Annotated in this window: 16 protein-coding genes; 8 read left to right on the top strand and 8 right to left on the bottom strand. The window is 73.5% G+C overall.

Annotated elements, in window-relative coordinates:
• Positions 1-179 precede the first annotated feature (179 nt).
• The 5 genes from AB0N76_RS30160 to AB0N76_RS30180 all read left to right on the top strand — a co-directional run bounded on the left by AB0N76_RS30160 (position 180) and on the right by AB0N76_RS30180 (position 4,192).
• Positions 180-1,274, top strand: coding sequence for a substrate-binding domain-containing protein (locus AB0N76_RS30160; RefSeq protein WP_363562470.1), 1,095 nt, complete (start codon positions 180-182; stop codon positions 1,272-1,274).
• Positions 1,275-1,383: 109 nt separating this feature from the next.
• Positions 1,384-2,172 carry an ATP-binding cassette domain-containing protein gene (locus AB0N76_RS30165; RefSeq protein ID WP_363562472.1) on the top strand — a complete coding sequence of 263 codons (789 nt, stop codon included), beginning with the start codon at positions 1,384-1,386 and terminating at the stop codon, positions 2,170-2,172.
• Positions 2,169-3,434, top strand: a complete 1,266-nt coding sequence (locus tag AB0N76_RS30170; RefSeq protein ID WP_363562474.1) for a sugar ABC transporter permease — start codon at positions 2,169-2,171, stop codon at positions 3,432-3,434. The genes AB0N76_RS30165 and AB0N76_RS30170 overlap by 4 nt, the downstream gene beginning before the upstream one ends.
• A 79-nt stretch (positions 3,435-3,513) precedes the next feature.
• Positions 3,514-3,636 carry a hypothetical protein gene (locus tag AB0N76_RS30175; RefSeq protein WP_363562476.1) on the top strand — a complete coding sequence of 41 codons (123 nt, stop codon included), beginning with the start codon at positions 3,514-3,516 and terminating at the stop codon, positions 3,634-3,636.
• A gap of 40 nt (positions 3,637-3,676) precedes the next feature.
• On the top strand, positions 3,677-4,192 hold the full coding sequence (locus AB0N76_RS30180; protein WP_363562478.1) for an isochorismatase family protein: 516 nt from the start codon (positions 3,677-3,679) through the stop codon (positions 4,190-4,192).
• Here AB0N76_RS30180 and murQ read toward each other — a convergent pair.
• From murQ to AB0N76_RS30195, 3 genes are all read right to left on the bottom strand, one after another.
• A complete protein-coding gene (gene murQ / locus AB0N76_RS30185) occupies positions 4,179-5,096 on the bottom strand; it encodes an N-acetylmuramic acid 6-phosphate etherase (RefSeq protein WP_363562480.1) in 918 nt (305 codons plus the stop codon). The genes AB0N76_RS30180 and murQ overlap by 14 nt on opposite strands.
• An 86-nt stretch (positions 5,097-5,182) precedes the next feature.
• Positions 5,183-5,863 (bottom strand): DUF6445 family protein, encoded by a 681-nt coding sequence (locus tag AB0N76_RS30190; protein WP_363562482.1) that lies wholly within the window; start codon positions 5,861-5,863, stop codon positions 5,183-5,185.
• Positions 5,864-5,965: 102 nt separating this feature from the next.
• The gene (locus AB0N76_RS30195; protein WP_363562484.1) at positions 5,966-7,414 is read right to left on the bottom strand and encodes a PHB depolymerase family esterase; all 1,449 of its coding nucleotides are present in this window, start codon (positions 7,412-7,414) and stop codon (positions 5,966-5,968) included.
• Positions 7,415-7,637: 223 nt separating this feature from the next.
• Between AB0N76_RS30195 and AB0N76_RS30200 the strand changes: the two genes are divergently transcribed.
• Entirely contained in the window at positions 7,638-8,174 is a 537-nt protein-coding gene (locus tag AB0N76_RS30200; RefSeq protein ID WP_363562486.1) for a PaaI family thioesterase, read from the top strand.
• 8 nt (positions 8,175-8,182) lie between these two features.
• On the opposite strand, the gene AB0N76_RS30205 is transcribed toward AB0N76_RS30200, so the two are convergent.
• Together AB0N76_RS30205 and AB0N76_RS30210 are read right to left on the bottom strand one after the other, a co-directional pair.
• Complete coding sequence (locus AB0N76_RS30205; protein WP_363562488.1) at positions 8,183-9,184, bottom strand: YdcF family protein; 1,002 nt, start codon at positions 9,182-9,184, stop codon at positions 8,183-8,185.
• The gene (locus tag AB0N76_RS30210; RefSeq protein WP_363562498.1) at positions 9,181-10,482 is read right to left on the bottom strand and encodes an MFS transporter; all 1,302 of its coding nucleotides are present in this window, start codon (positions 10,480-10,482) and stop codon (positions 9,181-9,183) included. Before AB0N76_RS30210 ends, AB0N76_RS30205 begins: the two co-directional genes overlap by 4 nt.
• Positions 10,483-10,682: 200 nt before the next feature.
• Between AB0N76_RS30210 and AB0N76_RS30215 the strand changes: the two genes are divergently transcribed.
• Positions 10,683-11,159 carry a MarR family transcriptional regulator gene (locus AB0N76_RS30215; RefSeq protein ID WP_363562500.1) on the top strand — a complete coding sequence of 159 codons (477 nt, stop codon included), beginning with the start codon at positions 10,683-10,685 and terminating at the stop codon, positions 11,157-11,159.
• Here AB0N76_RS30215 and AB0N76_RS30220 read toward each other — a convergent pair.
• From AB0N76_RS30220 to AB0N76_RS30230, 3 genes are all read right to left on the bottom strand, one after another.
• Positions 11,143-12,714 carry an alpha/beta fold hydrolase gene (locus AB0N76_RS30220; RefSeq protein WP_363562490.1) on the bottom strand — a complete coding sequence of 524 codons (1,572 nt, stop codon included), beginning with the start codon at positions 12,712-12,714 and terminating at the stop codon, positions 11,143-11,145. The genes AB0N76_RS30215 and AB0N76_RS30220 overlap by 17 nt on opposite strands.
• A gap of 130 nt (positions 12,715-12,844) precedes the next feature.
• Positions 12,845-13,867, bottom strand: a complete 1,023-nt coding sequence (gene pip / locus AB0N76_RS30225) for a prolyl aminopeptidase (RefSeq protein WP_363562492.1) — start codon at positions 13,865-13,867, stop codon at positions 12,845-12,847.
• A 93-nt stretch (positions 13,868-13,960) separates the two neighbouring features.
• Complete coding sequence (locus AB0N76_RS30230; protein WP_363562494.1) at positions 13,961-14,647, bottom strand: TetR/AcrR family transcriptional regulator; 687 nt, start codon at positions 14,645-14,647, stop codon at positions 13,961-13,963.
• Between the two features lie 131 nt (positions 14,648-14,778).
• Between AB0N76_RS30230 and AB0N76_RS30235 the strand changes: the two genes are divergently transcribed.
• On the top strand, positions 14,779-15,686 hold a 908-nt coding region (locus AB0N76_RS30235), incomplete at its 3' end, for an MFS transporter (RefSeq protein WP_363562496.1).

The following is a 15,686-nucleotide window of genomic DNA, read 5'->3' on the forward strand; positions in this document are numbered from 1 at the left end:
GTCATGTCTCGACTCGGAGGATCCTCCAAGCTTCAACTTACTTTGGTGTTCACAAAGATAACGAAAGAGTCGGGATTGCGCCGAGCTTGGATTTACTTATTGACGTCACCTGACAGGTCCGGGTTAACTCCTCCCACCTCGCCGCAGCGTTGCGGCGCCTGTCACGGAGGCACCCCCACATGAACGCAACGATGCGTCGCGTCCTCATCGGCACCGCCGCGGTCTCGATGGCCCTGTCCATGGCCGCCTGCGGCAAGGCCGGCGGCGACAAGAAGGACACCGCGAGCTCCGGGGACACCAAGTCCATCGGCCTGCTGCTGCCGGAGAACGCCTCCTCCACCCGCTACGAGTCCTTCGACCGGCCCTTCATCGAGGCCAAGGTCACTGCCCTCTGCCCGGACTGCAAGGTCCGCTACAGCAACGCCGAGGGCAGCGCCGCCAAGCAGAAGCAGCAGTTCGACACCCTGATCGCCGAGGGCGTCAAGGTGATCGTGCTCGACGCCTTCGACGCCAAGTCCACCCAGTCCTGGGTCAAGGAGGCGGCCGGCAAGGGCGTCAAGGTCGTCGCCTACGACCGCCTCGCCACCGGCCCGGTCTCCGCCTACGTCTCCTTCGACAACGAGAAGGTCGGCGAACTCCAGGGCCAGGCCCTGCTGGACGCCCTCGGCGCCAAGGCCGCCGACGCCAACCTGGTGATGATCAACGGCGACGAGGCCGACCCGAACGCCGCGCTGTTCAAGTCCGGCGCCCACAAGGTGCTCGACGGCAAGGTCAAGAAGGTCGTCTACGAGCAGTCCGGCGAGTGGAAGCCCACCGTCGCCGGCCAGAAGACCGGCGCCGCGATCACCCAGCTCGGCAAGGACGGCTTCCAGGCCGTCTACTCCGCCAACGACGGCATGGCCGGCGCGATCATCACCCAGCTCAAGGCGGCCGGCATCACCGTCCCGGTCGGCGGTCAGGACGCCGGCCTCGACGCCGTGCAGCGGATCGTCGCCGGCGACCAGGCCTACACCATCTACAAGGCGTACAAGCCGCTCGCCGAGAGCGCCGCCGAACTGGCCGTCAGCCTGCTCCAGGGCAAGGACGTCAAGGCCGTCGCCGCCACCACGATCGACAGCGACACCGACAAGGGCATCCCGGCCAAGCTGCTGGAGCCGAAGGTCGTCACCAAGACCAACATCAACGCCACGGTCATCGCCGACGGCCTCTACAAGGCCGCCGACGTCTGCACCGCCGACTACGCCGCCGCCTGCGCCGCCGCCGGCATCAAGTAACCCCGCCCGGCAGGCACCCGGTGACGCCGAACGGCGCTCCCCGCCCACCGGGGGAGCGCCGGCCCGGCCGCCCTCCCACCCACCCCACCACCGCACACCCCCGCAGGAGATGGTTCACGTGACAGGCGCACCCGTACTGGCGCTGCGCGAGGTCTCCAAGCGCTTCGGCGCCGTCCAGGCACTCACCGACGTCGACCTCGACGTCCACGCCGGCGAGGTCGTCGCCCTGGTCGGCGACAACGGCGCCGGCAAGTCCACGCTGGTCAAGACGATCGCCGGAGTCCACCCGATCGACGAGGGCACCATCAGCTGGGACGGCCGCCCGGTCCGGATCGGCCGCCCCCAGGACGCCCAGGCGCTCGGCATCGCCACCGTCTACCAGGACCTCGCGCTCTGCGACAACCTCGACGTCGTCGCCAACCTCTTCCTCGGCCGCGAGCTGCGCCGCCACGGCACGCTGGACGAGGTCGCCATGGAACGGCGCGCCAAGGAGTTGCTCGACACCCTGTCGATCCGCATCCCCAGCGTGCGGATCCCGATCGCCGCGCTCTCCGGCGGCCAGCGCCAGGTGGTCGCCATCGCCCGCGCCCTGGTCGGCGACCCGCGGATCGTCATCCTCGACGAACCGACCGCCGCCCTCGGCGTCGAACAGACCGCGCAGGTCCTGGACCTGGTCGAGCGCCTGCGCCAGCGCGGCCTCGGCGTCATCCTGATCAGCCACAACATGGCGGACGTCCGCGCGGTCGCCGACACCGTCGCCGTCCTGCGGCTCGGCCGCAACAACGGTGTCTTCCCGGTCGCCGGGACCACGTCCGAGGAGATCATCTCCGCCATCACCGGCGCCACCGACAACGCCGTCACCCGGCGCCAGGCACGCATCGCGGAGGAAGCGAAGTGAGCACCAGTCAGACCACCCCCACCGCGGACGCCACCACCCCCGCGGTCGACCCGCGCCTGCTGGTCCGTCAGGGCGGCATCGCCGGGTACGCCGAGGAGTTCCGCCGCAAGATCCGCAGCGGCGAACTCGGCTCGCTGCCCGTCGTCATCGGCCTGATCCTGATCGCGGTCATCTTCCAGAGCGTCACCGGCCACTTCCTGCAGGCCGACAACCTGACCAACATCACCAAGTGGATCGCCGGCTACGGCCTGATCTCGGTCGGCGTCGTCTTCGTCCTGCTGCTCGGCGAGATCGACCTCTCGCTCGGCTCGATCGCCGGCGTCTGCGCCGCGATCACCTCCGTCCTCGCCGTCCGGCAGGGCGTGAACGAGTGGCTGGCGATCCTGCTGGCTCTCCTCGCGGCCGCCGCGATGGGCGCCCTGCACGGCTTCTTCTTCGCCCGGATCGGCGTGCCCGCGTTCGTCGTCACCCTGGCCGGCATGCTCGCCTGGAGCGGCCTCCAGGACTACGTGCTCGGCAAGCTCGGCACCGTCAACAACATCAACGACGGCGTCGTCGCCCACCTGGACAACTACTTCATCGGCGACGGCGACATCGCCTTCGCCTGGCTGCTCGCCGTCCTCGCCATCGCCGGCCTGCTCGCCGCCCAGCTGCTCACCGCCCGTCGGCGCACCGCCGCCGGCCTGCCCGCCCGGCCGCTGAGCGAGATCGCGCTGCGCACCGGGGGCCTGGCCGTGGTCGCCCTGGTCGGCGCCTACACGCTCAACCAGGACAGCGGCCTGCCGCTGCCGCTGGTGGTGCTGCTCGGCGTCGTCGCCCTCACCGACTTCGTGCTCCGCCGCACCTCCTACGGCCGGCAGATCTTCGCGGTCGGCGGCGGCATCGAGGCCGCCCGCCGGGCCGGCATCAACGTGGCCTGGATCCGGATCTCGGTGTTCATGGTCTCCGCCACCCTGGCCGGCCTCGGCGGTCTGTTCATCGCCTCCCAGCAGGGTTCGGCCGACAAGCTGCTCGGCGGCGGCAACGTGCTGATGAGCGCCATCGCGGCGGCCGTCATCGGCGGGACCAGCCTGTTCGGCGGGCGCGGCACCACCTGGTCGGCGCTGCTCGGCATGCTGGTGATCCAGTCGATCACCACCGGACTGGACATGGTGCACGCCGCCCAGGCCATCCAGTACATGATCACCGGCGCGGTGCTGCTGGCCGCCGTGGTGCTCGACTCGGTCTCCCGGCGCACCCAGAAGTCCTCCGGACGCGGCTGAGTCTCCGGCTGCACCCCCTTCTCCCTTCTCCTGAACGGCCCGGTCCCCACCCCCATGGGGGACCGGGCCGTCGGCGTCGGTGAGCAGAGGTCGCTTCGAGTACGGCCTGCGCGTCCTGATCGAGGGCTTCCGCGCCGAGATCGCCCGTGAGGCCGACTGCGAGGCCACCCCTGGGAGCGAGCGCGAGGCCGAAACCGGCTGAACCCGGTCCGCCGGACCGTGATCCGCTAGCTTGAACGTTCATGCGAACCCTTGATCCCACCCGGACCGCGCTCGTCCTCGTCGACCTGATGGAACGGATCGTCGCCCTGCCGCTCGCCCCGCGCGAGGGCGGCGCGGTGCTCGCCGCCTCGCTCGACCTCGCCACCGCCTTCCGCGCGGCCGGCGCCCCGGTGGTCGCGGTCCGCGTCGAGCGGCCGAACGTGGCCGAACAGCCGCCCGGCAGCGGACTCGTGGCCGCGGTCGCGGACGCGGCCGACGAGGTCGTGGTCAAGCGCACCATCGGCGGCTTCCACGGCACCGGACTGCACGAACTGCTCCGGGCGCGCGGTGTGGACACCCTGGTGTTCGGCGGCATCGCCACCAACCTCGGCGTCGAGTCCACCGCCCGCGCGGCCGCCGACCACGGCTACCGGCTGCTGTTCGTGGAGGAGGCGCTGGCCGCCCTCACGGCGGAGGAGCACCGGGCGGCCGTCGAGCTGAACCTGCCCCGGTTCGGCGAGGTGGTCGACCGGGCCGAGCAGCTCAGTCTCGGCTGATCACGCCCGCGGCCGCGAGGGCCTCGCGCAGGCGCCCGTGCGAGGCGGCCAGGAGACGGGCGGCGGTGGCGGGGTCCACGTCGGCCAGGACGACCAGGACGGCGGGCTTCACCCGGCCGGCGGTGGCCGCCAGGGCGCGGCGGGCGGTGTCCTCGTCGGTGCCGGTGATCTCGGTGACGATCCGGCGGGCCCGGTCGCGGAGCTTGGCGTTGCCGGGCCGGACGTCGACCATCAGGTTCCCGTAGGTCTTGCCGAGCCGGACCATGACCGCCGTCGACAGCAGGTTCAGCACCAGCTTCTGCGCCGTCCCCGCCTTAAGCCGGGTGGACCCGGCCAGCACCTCGGGGCCCGTCTCCACCTCGATGCCCAGCTCGGCGGCCGCGACCAGCGGCGACCCGGCGACGCCGGCCAGACCCACCGTCAGCGCCCCTGTCGCGCGGGCGTGCCGGACGGCCGCCACCGTGTACGGGGTGCGGCCGGAGGCGGACAGGCCGAGGACGGTGTCCCCGGCGGTGAGCGCCAGGGCCGTCAGGTCGGCGACCGCCGAGTCGGTACGGTCCTCCGCCCCCTCCACCGCGCGCACCAGGGCGGGCGGGCCGCCCGCGATCAGCCCGACCACCTGGGCGGGGTCGGTGCCGAAGGTCGGCGGGCACTCGCTCGCGTCCAGCACCCCGAGCCGCCCGGCCGTCCCGGCGCCCGCGTAGACCAGCCGCCCGCCGCCCGCCATCCGCGCGGCGACGGCGTCCACCACGACGGCGATCCGCGGCAGCTGCCCGGCCACCGCCCCGGCCACCGTGCGGTCCTCGGCGTTCAGCAGCCGCAGCAGCTCCAGCGTCCCGAGCCGGTCGATCCCCGCCCACTCCGGCCGCACGCCCTCGGTCCCGCTCCGGTGGTCATGTCCCATGCCCCCACCGTCCCCGGCCCGGGGAGGTGCCAACCGGTCGTTGTGACGTGGGAGGGGCGCCCCGGGCAGGGGGTGTGGGGGCAGGGTCAGGCCATCCAGAAGAAGACGGCGGTCATCCGCCGCTCCTCCAGTGTCAGGCCGTGGTAGCCGGTGGCGCTGTGGATGAGGTTGGCGTGGTAGACCAGCAGCCGGTTGTAGCGGTTGGGGACGCGGACGTCCTCGGTGAAGGCGTCGGCCGGGACGCGGCGGGTGCCGAGCGCCTCGACCAGGTTGCTGTGCGGGGCGTTGACCAGGTTGCCGCCGAGCCGCCCGCCCGGGAACTGCTGGCGGTAGAAGCCGGTGCCGGCGTCCTTGGGGGCGCCGGGGCTCAGGTAGAGGACGGCGGCGTAGCGGCAGAGCGCCCGGGAGTCGGTGTGCGGGCGGGGCTCCGACTCCCCGGCGCCGACCAGCTGCACGCAGTTGTGGTTGAGGGTGCCGCCGTCGGGGGTGTTCTGCACCCAGAGCCGGGGCGCGCCGGTGGCCTTGCGGACCAGCGTCTCGACGTGGGCGAGCTCGCCCTGTTCGAGCCCGGGCATGGTCCGCAGCCCGGGCCAGGCCTCCGGCCGGTAGGGGTAGCCCTCGGTCCAGTCGGTGCGGTCGAGGCAGCGGCGGCGGACCGCGTCGGGGTCGGGCAGGACGTCGTCGAACACCCAGTAGTCCCGGCCGGGGGTGGGTTTGCGGTAGGGCAGGACGGGAAGGGCCGTCCGCCCGGTGGGCAGTGGAGGCATGCGCTGACCATAGGATTCGGCCTGCCCAACGTTCTGCCGTGAGCAGGTCAACCTTTCGTCAAGGTCAGGAAGGGCGGGAAGGACGGGGGCGGAAGGCCGGGTTCAGCACTGGCCGTCGGCGAGGACGAAGTACCCCGGGCCGGTCTGCCGCAGGGTGTGGACGGTGGAGGTGTTCCACAGCCCCATGGCCTGTCCGGAGCCGAGCGCGGACACCAGCCCGCCGCTCTGGGTCGCCCGGCCGGCCGCCACCTGGTGGTAGTTGTCGGTGGTGAAGCACGGCGCTGGGCCGCCCGGCGTGGTGGCGGTGACGGTGGCCGAGCGGGCGCCCACGGTCCCGTCGGCGCCGACCGCCGCCACCGCGTAGCCGTAGCCGGTACCGGCGCTCAGCCCGCCGTCGGTGTACGCGGTGCCGGTCGGGGAGGCGATCCGGATGCCGTCCCGGAACACCTGGTAGGACGCGGCGCCGGTGACGGGCTGCCAGCCGAGCGCGATCGCGTCGGCGCCGGTCGGGGTGGCGGTCAGGCCGGTGGGCGCGGGCGGCGCGGGGACGGTCGGCCCGCCGCCGTCCAGGCCCCAGAAGCGCACCGTGTGGTAGCCGGAGCAGATCGCGTCGAGGAAGTAGGCGCCGGTCGCGCCGCACCGGTCGGTCCCCGAGCCGGGGGCGACCGCCAGGCCGTGCCCCATGCCGGCGACCTCGTACAGCGCCACGGCGGGCCGGCCGGCGGCGTCCGTGTAGGTGGTCTCGGTGGTGCCGCCCGGCAGGCTCCGGGTGCCGGCGGGGGTGCGGCCGATGCCCCACACCTCGGTCCACTGGTCCCGCAGTTCGGCGGCGTTGACCGGCCGGACGGTGGTGTCCGCGCCGCCCTGCCAGATCGCCACCCGGGGCCACGGCCCGGCGTACCCGGGATAGGCGCGGCGGACCTTCTCCGCCCACTGGGCGGGGCTCAGCCGCTGATCGTCGTTCTGGCAGGACGAGGCCGCGGACCGGGTGGTCGCGCAGTGCGCGGGCAGGCCGGAGTCGACCGCCCCGCCCGCGAACACGTCCGGGTAGTCGGCCAGCAGGTCGGCCGCCATCCCGCCGCCGGCGGACAGGCCGGTGACGTAGACCCGGCGCTGGTCCGAGCCGAACAGGGCCCCGGCCTTGGCGACCATCTGGACCACCGAGGCGGCCTCGCCGACGCCCCGGGCGTCCTCGGCCGCGTCGAACCAGCTGAAGCAGGAGAGGGCGTTGTTGGCCGGGCCGGTCTGCGGGAACACCACGGCGAAGCCGTACCGGTCGGCCAGCTCGGGCCAGCCGGAGTGCCGGTAGTAGTCGTCGGCGGTCTGCACGCAGCCGTGCAGCGCCACCACCAGCGGCGCGCCGGAGGGCAGTCCGGTCGGGGCGTAGGCGTACATCGTGAGGTTGCCGGGGTTGCTGCCGAAGCCGGTGACCTGCTGGAGGGTCCCGGCCGCGGCACTCGCGCCGGTGGCGGGCGCGAGCAGCGCGGCGGCCGTCAACAGGGCGACGGCGGCGCGGCGGAGGAGGGGACGGTGGGCCGGTGGTCTGGCCATCGGGGACTCCTGGGTGGGGGAGGAGCGGTGGGGGCGGAGCGATGCGCTCCGACGCCGTGCAGCGTGGCGCGTCCGGAGTCCCGCGGCCATGTGCCGGACACCCGCCCGCCGACCCCCGCTCATGGCCGCCGCCCCCATGGCGCGGACCCGCCGCGACCACGGGCGCGAGGGGTTGAGCGAGATCACATTGTGAACGGACGGTCCGGGCAGGAAGGTTGGTGGTATGACCACCTTCGAGATCGACGCCGCCGAGCCCGCGGCCGAGCGGACCCCGCGCACCCGCACCCACCAGTGGGAGGTCGGCCCGCCGGTCTCCGCCTTCCCGGAGCTCACCGGGGAGGAGATCCTGCAGGGGATCGTCGCGGGCCGGATCCCGCAGCCGCCGATCGGGAGCACGCTGGGGTTCCGGCTGGTCGCGGCGGGGCCCGGGACGGCGGTGTTCGAGGGCGAGGTAGGCGAGCACCTCTTCAACCCGATGCACACCGTGCACGGCGGCTTCCTGGCCACCCTGCTCGACTCCGCGCTCGGCTGCGCGGTGATGAGCCGGCTGCCGGCCGGGACCGGCTACACCACCACGCAGTTGAACGTGCACATGCTGCGGCCGCTGTTCGCCGACTCGGGCCGGGTGCGCTGCGAGGGCGTCGCCCTGCACGTCGGCCGGACGATGGCCACCGCCGAGGCGCGGATCACCGGGGTCGAGGACGGCAAGCTGTACGCGCACGCCACCACCACCTGCGCGATCCTCGCCCCGCGCAGCTAGTCGTCGGTTCAGAGGGTCGCGGCGAGTATCCCGCAGACGGCCAGGAAGCCGCAGATGCCGAAGTTGACGAGCTTGTGGGCGAGGAACACCGCGGCGAACTCGCGGATCGTCGCGCTCGGCCAGTAGTACGCGGCGGTCGGCGAGCCGAAGACCTGCCCGTCGACGCCGACCTTGCGAGCCGTCAGCGCGGCCCGGAAGGCGTGGAAGTTGTTGGTGACGATGACGCAGCGGTAGTCGGGCTTGGCCTGCTCCATGATCGCCTTGCTGAACAGCAGGTTCTCCTCGGTGGTCCGGGAGCGGTCCTCGCGCGCCACGTGCTCGGCCGGGAAGCCGCGTTCGACCAGGTAGTCCGCCATCGCGTGGGACTCCGGCAGCTTCTCGTCCGGGCCCTGGCCGCCCGAGGTGATCAGCACCGGCGGGTTGCCGCGGGCGGCCTGCTGCTCGTAGACCTCCCGGCCCCGGTCGAGCCGGCTGGCGAGCAGCGGCGGCACCCGCTCGCCGCCGATCAGTCCGGAGCCGAGCACCACCACGAAGTCGACGTCGTGGCGCGGCCGGTGCCGGCCGTAGAGGAAGGCGTAGCCGACGAAGCAGACGAAGAGGAAGGAGATGTAGCCGACCACCAGGACGGCCGTCCCGGCGAGGATGCCGAGCCGGACCGAGTCGGTGATCATCGCCGCCACGAGCAGGCCGATCACGGCGAGGATGCCGAGCCCGGCGAGCAGCGAGAGCAGGTTGGCCGGCCGCCGCCCCTCCTTGCGGATCATCGTGCACCCGTTGGCGATGAGGAACCAGACCAGGGCGACGGTGCCGACGGCGGGCAGCAGGATGATCGCGACCGCCGCCAGCTCGGCCACCAGCGTCGGGGCCTTGCGCAGCTCGGCGAGCAGCGCCAGGGCGAGGAAGGAGACCGCGAGGCCGAGCAGGACGGCGTTGCTGAACCGGCGTCGGTCGCGGAGGACTCCGATCCCGCACAGGACGAAGAAGAGGGCCGCGGGGGCGTAGGCGATCATGCCGGTATCGTAGGGTCCCGGCGGACGGCGTCGCCCGGGGCCTCCCGGTCCCGCGTCGGAGCTGAGGCCGTGTCCACCGCGTCCGAGGCCGGGGCCGCCTCGACGGTGACGGGCCGGCCGATCCGTCGGACGCCGGGGACGGCGGCGGTGCCGGCGCAGGCGATCGCGACCAGGGCGGCGGAGACGAGCAGCGGCCCGGTGTCGCCCCAGGTGTCGGCGGCCAGTGGCGCGAGCGTGTACCCGATCGGGGCGGCGGCGAGCGACAGCAGCCAGTCGTAGGAGGTGACCCGGGCCAGTACCTGGGGCGGGAACTCGTGCTGGACGACGGTCTGCCAGACCGGGCTGAGGAAGCCGAGCCCGGTCATCGCCAGCGCGTAGGCGGCCACCGTGAGCGGGGCGGGCGCGGTGAGGGCGAGGGTGGTGAGCGGCAGCGCGTACAGGGCCAGGCCGAGGTTGGCGACCAGGACCGGGCGCCGGGGCCGGAACCGGCCGGCGAGCAGCGAGCCGGTCAGCACGCCGATCGCGCCGGCCTGGGTCATCGCGATCCAGACGCCCTCCCCGCCGAGTTGGCGGGTGGCGATCAGCGGGCCGAGGGTGAGCAGGACGGCGGCGGCGCCGTTCCAGACGCCGTGGCCGATCAGGCTGGTCCAGTACCAGTCGCGCGAGCGCACCTCGCTCCACCCCTGGGTGAGGTCGGCGCGCAGCGAGCGGCGCTCGCCGGGGGTGTGGCGGACCTTCAGCCGGGTCAGCAGGGCGGCGCTGACCAGGAAGGAGGCGCCGTCCAGCACGAACGCCCAGCCGGGCCCGGCCGTGTAGACGAGCACCCCGGCGAGGGCCGGGCCGCCGAGCCGGGCGGCGTTGCCGGCCGAGGCGATCAGGGCGTTGGCGCGCATCCGCAGCGGTCCGTCGATCGCGGCGGCGACCAGCGGGCTGGCGGTCGGCATGGCGAAGGCGGAGGCGACGCCGCCGACCGCCTCGGCGACGGCGATGGGGGCCAGTCGGGGCTCGCCGCCGAGGAGTTCGATGCCGACGGCCAGCTGGGCGGCGGCCCGGACCAGGTCGGTGACGAGCGCCACCAGGCGCGGGTTGAAGCGGTCCCCGACCACGCCGCCGAGCGGGAGCAGCAGCAGTCGCGGCACCATCGCGCAGCCGAGGACGAGGGCGAGCGCGCCGGCCGAGCCGGTGGCCCGGGTGACGGCGATGGCGAGGGCGGCGGGGACGACGGCGTCGCCGAGCGTGGAGATGGCCCGGCCGAGGAAGAGCAGGCGGAAGGCGGGCAGGCGCAGTGGATGGGTCACGGTCACGGCAGGACTATATTTCGGTACCGAAAGTTCGGCAAGGAAATATTCGGTGCCGATCGATCTCGGTCGGCGCCGCCTAGACTCGTGTCATGAGACACGCGCCCCACTCCGACCGATCCGCCGATCCGCAGCCTGTCGGACCGCAGTCCGCCGGACCGCGCGACTGGACCGACGGCCACGTCGAACGCTGGCGGCCGATGCTGCCGCACCTCGACCCGGCCATCGAGGGCGCCGTCACCCGGATGAGCAAGCTCACCCGCCACCTGCGCCGGGTCCGCGAGCAGAGCGTGGCCGACTACGGCCTGCAGAAGCACGAGTTCGACACCCTGCACGAGCTGGCCGGCCGCGGCGGCCGGGCCACCCCGACCGAGCTGCGGGCCGACCTCAACATTGCCCCGGCCTCGGTGACCGGCCGTCTGGAGCTGCTGGAGCGGCGCGGCTACGTCGTCCGCACCCCCTCCAGCGAGGACCGCCGGCGGGTCGACGTCGAACTCACCGAGGCCGGCCGGGCGGCCTGGCGGGAGGCGCTGGACGTGGTCGGCCACGAGGAGCACCGGCTGCTCGGCGTCCTCAGCGCCGACGAACGCCAGCAACTCTCCGACCTGCTGCGCCGCGTCCTGCTGGCCGTCGAGCGGCCGGCGGCGGACCCGAAGGAGGTCAGCTCCAAGGGCTGACCGTCAGCCGGATCCTGGCCCGCGGGCCGAGCAGCGGTTCGGTGGTCTTCGGCAGCGGGATGCGGGCGACCCAGGAGTCCGCCGCCGGGTCCTCGTCCGGCAGCGGATCGCCGGTCGGCTCGAAGTCCTTGACCGCGCCGCTGACCTCGGAGTTCCAGTGCGCCCAGGCGGCCGGGCCCGGTCCGCCGGTGTCGACGTCGATGATCAGGGTGTCCGAGAAGTCGGCGGTCTGCTCCAGGTGGTCGCCGAAGCCGAAGAGCCCGTTCTTCTCCCGCAGCGAGGTCACCTTCAGGTCGAGCGCGAACCGCAGCAGGTCGGTGCGGTCCGGCCGGGGGAGCGCGGTGGAGAGGAAGGTGGTCGCCAGCGGGACGGCGCCCTCCCCGACCGTGACGGCGCGGGCGATCCGGTTGGCCGGGGTCGGGTCGGACAGCTGGATCGGGCACCAGTGCGGGGCGGCCCGTTCGTGCATCAGCACCGGCAGGCCGCGGACCTTGAGCCGCACCTCCGCCTGCCAGGTGACGTCCGGCTCGTCCCCGGGCAACTGGAGGCCGACGAGGTCGGCGTCGGCCCGCAGGTCGCCGAACAGGAAGCGGCGCAGGTTCTGGTACCCCTCCTCGGAGTTGACCAGCCCGTAGCGGCCGCTGTGGCTGCGGTACACGAAGGCCCGGTTGGCGCCGGTGACCTGGGCGTTGTCGATCTGCACCAGCCCGTCGCTGCGCGGGCCGACCGCGGCCGAGGAGAGTCCGTGGGCGACGTCGTAGTCGGTGGAATTGGTGCCGATCAGGCAGAACACCCGGTCCAGCGGGAAGCCCCCGGCCGCGGCGGCGGCCGGGCCGGTGCCGTCGTCGTCCGGCATGTCGACGGCCCGCCAGCCCTTCGGCGGGCCGTCCGCGACCTGGAGCGCCGTCGGCGTCAGGTACGAGTACATCCGCTCGGGTCCGAAGACGTCCGCGCCGTTGAAGTTGAAGGTGTCGCGCAGCGCCTCGGGGATGCCGAAGCCGACCGCGAAGGTGATGCCGCCGTGTGGCGTTCCGTAGGTGAACAGCTTCGACACGTAGTCGGTGGCGCGCCGCGCCGGGCGCTGCTCCGGGATGACCTTCTGCAGCAGGCAGCGGCAGATCAGCCCGCCCATCGAGTGGGCGACCAGGTGCACCCTGGGTGCGCCGGTCTTCTGCTGGAGCGTCTCGATCAGCCGCAGCAGGTCCGCGGCGGCGGCCTCCAGGTCGAAAGTCTCGGGTTTGCCGCCCCAGGTGCCGGAGGCGCGGTCGTAGAAGCGGTGGATCCAGATGCTGTCTTGGGGAATGCCCTGGTGCGCCTCCAGGTAGGCCTGCTGGCCGCCCTCGACGAGGATGTGGTAGCCCTCGTCGAGGTGCAGGCGCAGTAACGGGCTCTCGAACTGGTAGTACTGGGGGGCGTCTTCGCGCCCGACGCGGATGTGCGTCGAGCCTTCGTTGAATCCGTAGAACGGATCCGTCACGGCCTTCTCGATCCCGGGGGTGCCACCGGCGTAGCCCCGGACGTAGATGATCGGGAGCCTGGCGGACGGCGTGCTCATGGCCGGCCTGCCCTCTCCGCGACCGGCACCGACCGGTACCGGTCGACCCGTTGACGTGGGACCTTCTTCCCCCAGTGTCGGGGTCCGGCGCCGCCCTGTCACCCCCCGGATGCATACCGTTGATGGGTCGTCACTGCCCGTGCCGGACGGGGTCGGCGGTCGGGTCGGCGGCGGGGTCAGCGGCCGGGTCGGCGGTCGGGTCGGCGAAGCGTTCGATCGCGGCCAGCACGGTCCGCCCCATGACCGGGCTGCCGGTGTGCCCGGCCTCCTGGACGATCGTCAGCTCGGCGTCCGGCCAGACCTTGGCGAGCGCCCACGGCGTCTCCAGCGGGCTGTCGAGGTCCAGTGCGCCGTGGATCAGCACGCCCGGGATGCCGGCCAGCCGGTGCGCGTCGCGCAGGATCTGGTCCTCCTCCAGGAAGGCCCGGTGGGAGAAGTAGTGCGCGGTGATCCGGGTGAAGGCCATCAGCGCGTCGGACGGCCGGTCGGTGTAGGCGTTCGGCTTGCCGAGCGACTCGTGCGCGATCACCGCGTCCTCCCAGGTCGCCCAGTCGAGCGCGGCCTTGCGGCGGACGGCCTCGTCCGGGCTGTTCAGCAGCCGGCTGTACGCGGCGAGCAGGTCGCCGTCCCGGTCCTCCGGCGGCAGCGCGTCGCGGAAGGCCTCCCACGGGCCGGGCAGCAGCCGGCCGACGCCGTGGTAGAGCCAGTCGGTCTCCCGCGGCCGGGTCATGGTGACGCCGCACAGCACGATCTCCGAGACCCGCCCGGGGTGCGCCTCGGCGTAGGCGAGGATCAGCGTGGAGCCCCAGGAGCCGCCGTACATCAGCCACTTCTCGATGCCGAGGTGCGCGCGCAGGCGCTCCAGGTCGGCGATGAGGTGCGGGGTGGTGTTGTGCTCCAGGCCGGTCGACGGGTCGGCGGCGTGCGGCTCGCTGCGGCCGCAGCCGCGCTGGGAGAACAGCACCAGGTGGTAGCGCTCGGGGTCGAAGTACTTGCGGCTGTGGGCGCTGAGGCCGGAGCCCGGGCCGCCGTGCACCACCACGGCGGGCTTGCCGGCCGGGTTGCCGGAGGCCTCCCAGTGGATCCGCTGGCCGTCGCCGACGTCCAGCAGGCCCTCCGCGTACGGTGCGCCGACGGGGTGGAACTCGGACATGCGGGTCTCTCCTCGGGTGCTGGGCCGGGGCCTTGGCGAGGCTAGCCGAGCGGACCGGGGGTAGTCGAACGATTTCGGCCCGTAGGCGCGGGCTCAGCGGCGCTCGGGCGGCAGCAGGGCGGCCAGTCCGTCGAGGATCCGCTCCAGGCCGAAGGCGAACCGGTCGTCCAGGTCCGGCCCGGTGAGGTCGCCGGCCATCGCCACCAGGTTGGGGAACTCCGCGGGCGGCAGGGCGCGGAACCGCTCGGCGGCCGCGTCGGCGAGCTCGCGCCGCCCGGTGCCGGTGGTCTCCGCGGCCGCCATCGGCGACTGCTCCTGCAGCACGAAGCCCTGGACGTAGGCGCCGAGCAGGTAGGACACCATCGCGGCGTCGGCGGCCGGGAAGCCGGCCGCGCGCAGCCGGTCGAGCTGGCCCTCCATCAGGTGCAGCAGGTTCGGCCCGGGCGCGAGCCGGCCGGCCACCACCTTGGCCGCGTCCCGCCGGGCCAGCAGGTGGGTGCGGTAGCGCTCGCAGTAGCCGCGCAGCTCGGCGCGCCAGTCGCCGGTGCGCGGCGGGGCCTCGATGTCGGCCATCAGCGCGTCGTTGAGGAGGTCGAGCAGCTCCTCCTTGTTGCGGACGTGCCAGTAGAGCGAGGCGGCCTTGACCCCGACCTCGGCGGCGACCTTGCGCATCGACAGGCCGGCCAGGCCGTCCCGCTCCAGCACCCGCAGGGCGGCCTGGGCGAGGGCGTCGCGGGTGAGGGCCGGCTGGGGGGTGGCGTCCCCGTCGGTGGTCGGCATCAGGCCCTCGCTCTCGGTGCTGCGGCGGTGCTGTCAGGTGATTCGGCTTGCAATCTAACACCGTTAGGTGCAGGCTGTCCCCGTCAAGCCGATCCCTAACACCGTTAGGGACTCTGAAGGAGGGACACCCGATGGGGGAGACCGGGGCGCCGGGCGCCCGGCGTCGTCAGCTCGCGCTCGCGACGCTCTGCATCACCATGTTCATGTCCATGCTGGACAACGTCATCGTCGGCAACGCGCTGCCCCGCATCGGGCGGGACCTCGACGCCGGCATCACCGGCCTCCAGTGGGTCGCCGAGGGCTACAGCCTGGTCTTCGCCGCCCTGCTGCTCACCGGCGGCGCCCTCGGCGACCGGTTCGGCCGCACCGCCGTCTTCCGGCTCGGCCTCGCCCTGTTCACGGCCGGCTCGGCCGCCGCCGCCCTGGCCGGCTCGGTCGGCACGCTGGTCGCCGCGCGGATGCTCCAGGGCGTCGGCGCCGCCCTGCTCACCCCCGGCAGCCTGGCGATCCTGCGGCACGTCTTCACCGACGAACGGGAGCGCACCCGGGCGATCGGGCTCTGGTCCGGCGTCTCCGCGCTCGGCCTCTCGGTCGGACCGGTCGTCGGCGGCCCGATGGTCGAGGCCTTCGGCTGGGCCAGCGTCTTCTGGATCAACGTCCCGATCGGCCTCGGCGCCCTGCTGCTCTCCGGACGGGTGCTCCCGGCGATCCCGGGGCGGGCCCGCCGGATCGACCTCGGCGGCCTGCTGCTCTCGGCCACCGGCCTCGGCGCGGCCGTCCACGCGCTGATCGAGGGCCCCGAACGGGGCTGGACCGACGGCCGGGTGCTCGGCACGGCGGCCCTCGCCGTCCTGCTGCTCACCGCCTTCCTGCTGCTCGAACTGCGGATCGCCGAACCGATGCTGGACCTGCGGCTGTTCCGGGACGGCGTGCTCGGCGGCGCGCTGCTCGGCGCCAAGCTCCAGGAGCAGGGCCTCGACGTCCTCAGCCTCGCCCGCAAGGCCCCCGAGCTGCCGGCCCCCGGCCGCTTCGTCGCCTT

Source organism: Kitasatospora sp. NPDC093806 (assembly GCF_040683335.1).
Taxonomy (GTDB): domain Bacteria; phylum Actinomycetota; class Actinomycetes; order Streptomycetales; family Streptomycetaceae; genus Kitasatospora.

Bases quoted from the DNA above. Each gene is read 5' to 3' on its own strand.
- AB0N76_RS30160 (WP_363562470.1), top strand. From the start codon at position 180: ATGAACGCAACGATGCGTCGCGTCCTCATCGGCACCGCCGCGGTCTCG.
- AB0N76_RS30165 (WP_363562472.1), top strand. From the start codon at position 1,384: ATGGTTCACGTGACAGGCGCACCCGTACTGGCGCTGCGCGAGGTCTCC.
- AB0N76_RS30180 (WP_363562478.1), top strand. From the start codon at position 3,677: ATGCGAACCCTTGATCCCACCCGGACCGCGCTCGTCCTCGTCGACCTG.
- murQ (WP_363562480.1), bottom strand. From the start codon at position 5,096: ATGGGACATGACCACCGGAGCGGGACCGAGGGCGTGCGGCCGGAGTGG.
- AB0N76_RS30190 (WP_363562482.1), bottom strand. From the start codon at position 5,863: ATGCCTCCACTGCCCACCGGGCGGACGGCCCTTCCCGTCCTGCCCTAC.
- AB0N76_RS30195 (WP_363562484.1), bottom strand. From the start codon at position 7,414: ATGGCCAGACCACCGGCCCACCGTCCCCTCCTCCGCCGCGCCGCCGTC.
- AB0N76_RS30200 (WP_363562486.1), top strand. From the start codon at position 7,638: ATGACCACCTTCGAGATCGACGCCGCCGAGCCCGCGGCCGAGCGGACC.
- AB0N76_RS30205 (WP_363562488.1), bottom strand. From the start codon at position 9,184: ATGATCGCCTACGCCCCCGCGGCCCTCTTCTTCGTCCTGTGCGGGATC.
- AB0N76_RS30215 (WP_363562500.1), top strand. From the start codon at position 10,683: ATGCTGCCGCACCTCGACCCGGCCATCGAGGGCGCCGTCACCCGGATG.
- AB0N76_RS30220 (WP_363562490.1), bottom strand. From the start codon at position 12,714: ATGAGCACGCCGTCCGCCAGGCTCCCGATCATCTACGTCCGGGGCTAC.
- pip (WP_363562492.1), bottom strand. From the start codon at position 13,867: ATGTCCGAGTTCCACCCCGTCGGCGCACCGTACGCGGAGGGCCTGCTG.
- AB0N76_RS30230 (WP_363562494.1), bottom strand. From the start codon at position 14,647: ATGCCGACCACCGACGGGGACGCCACCCCCCAGCCGGCCCTCACCCGC.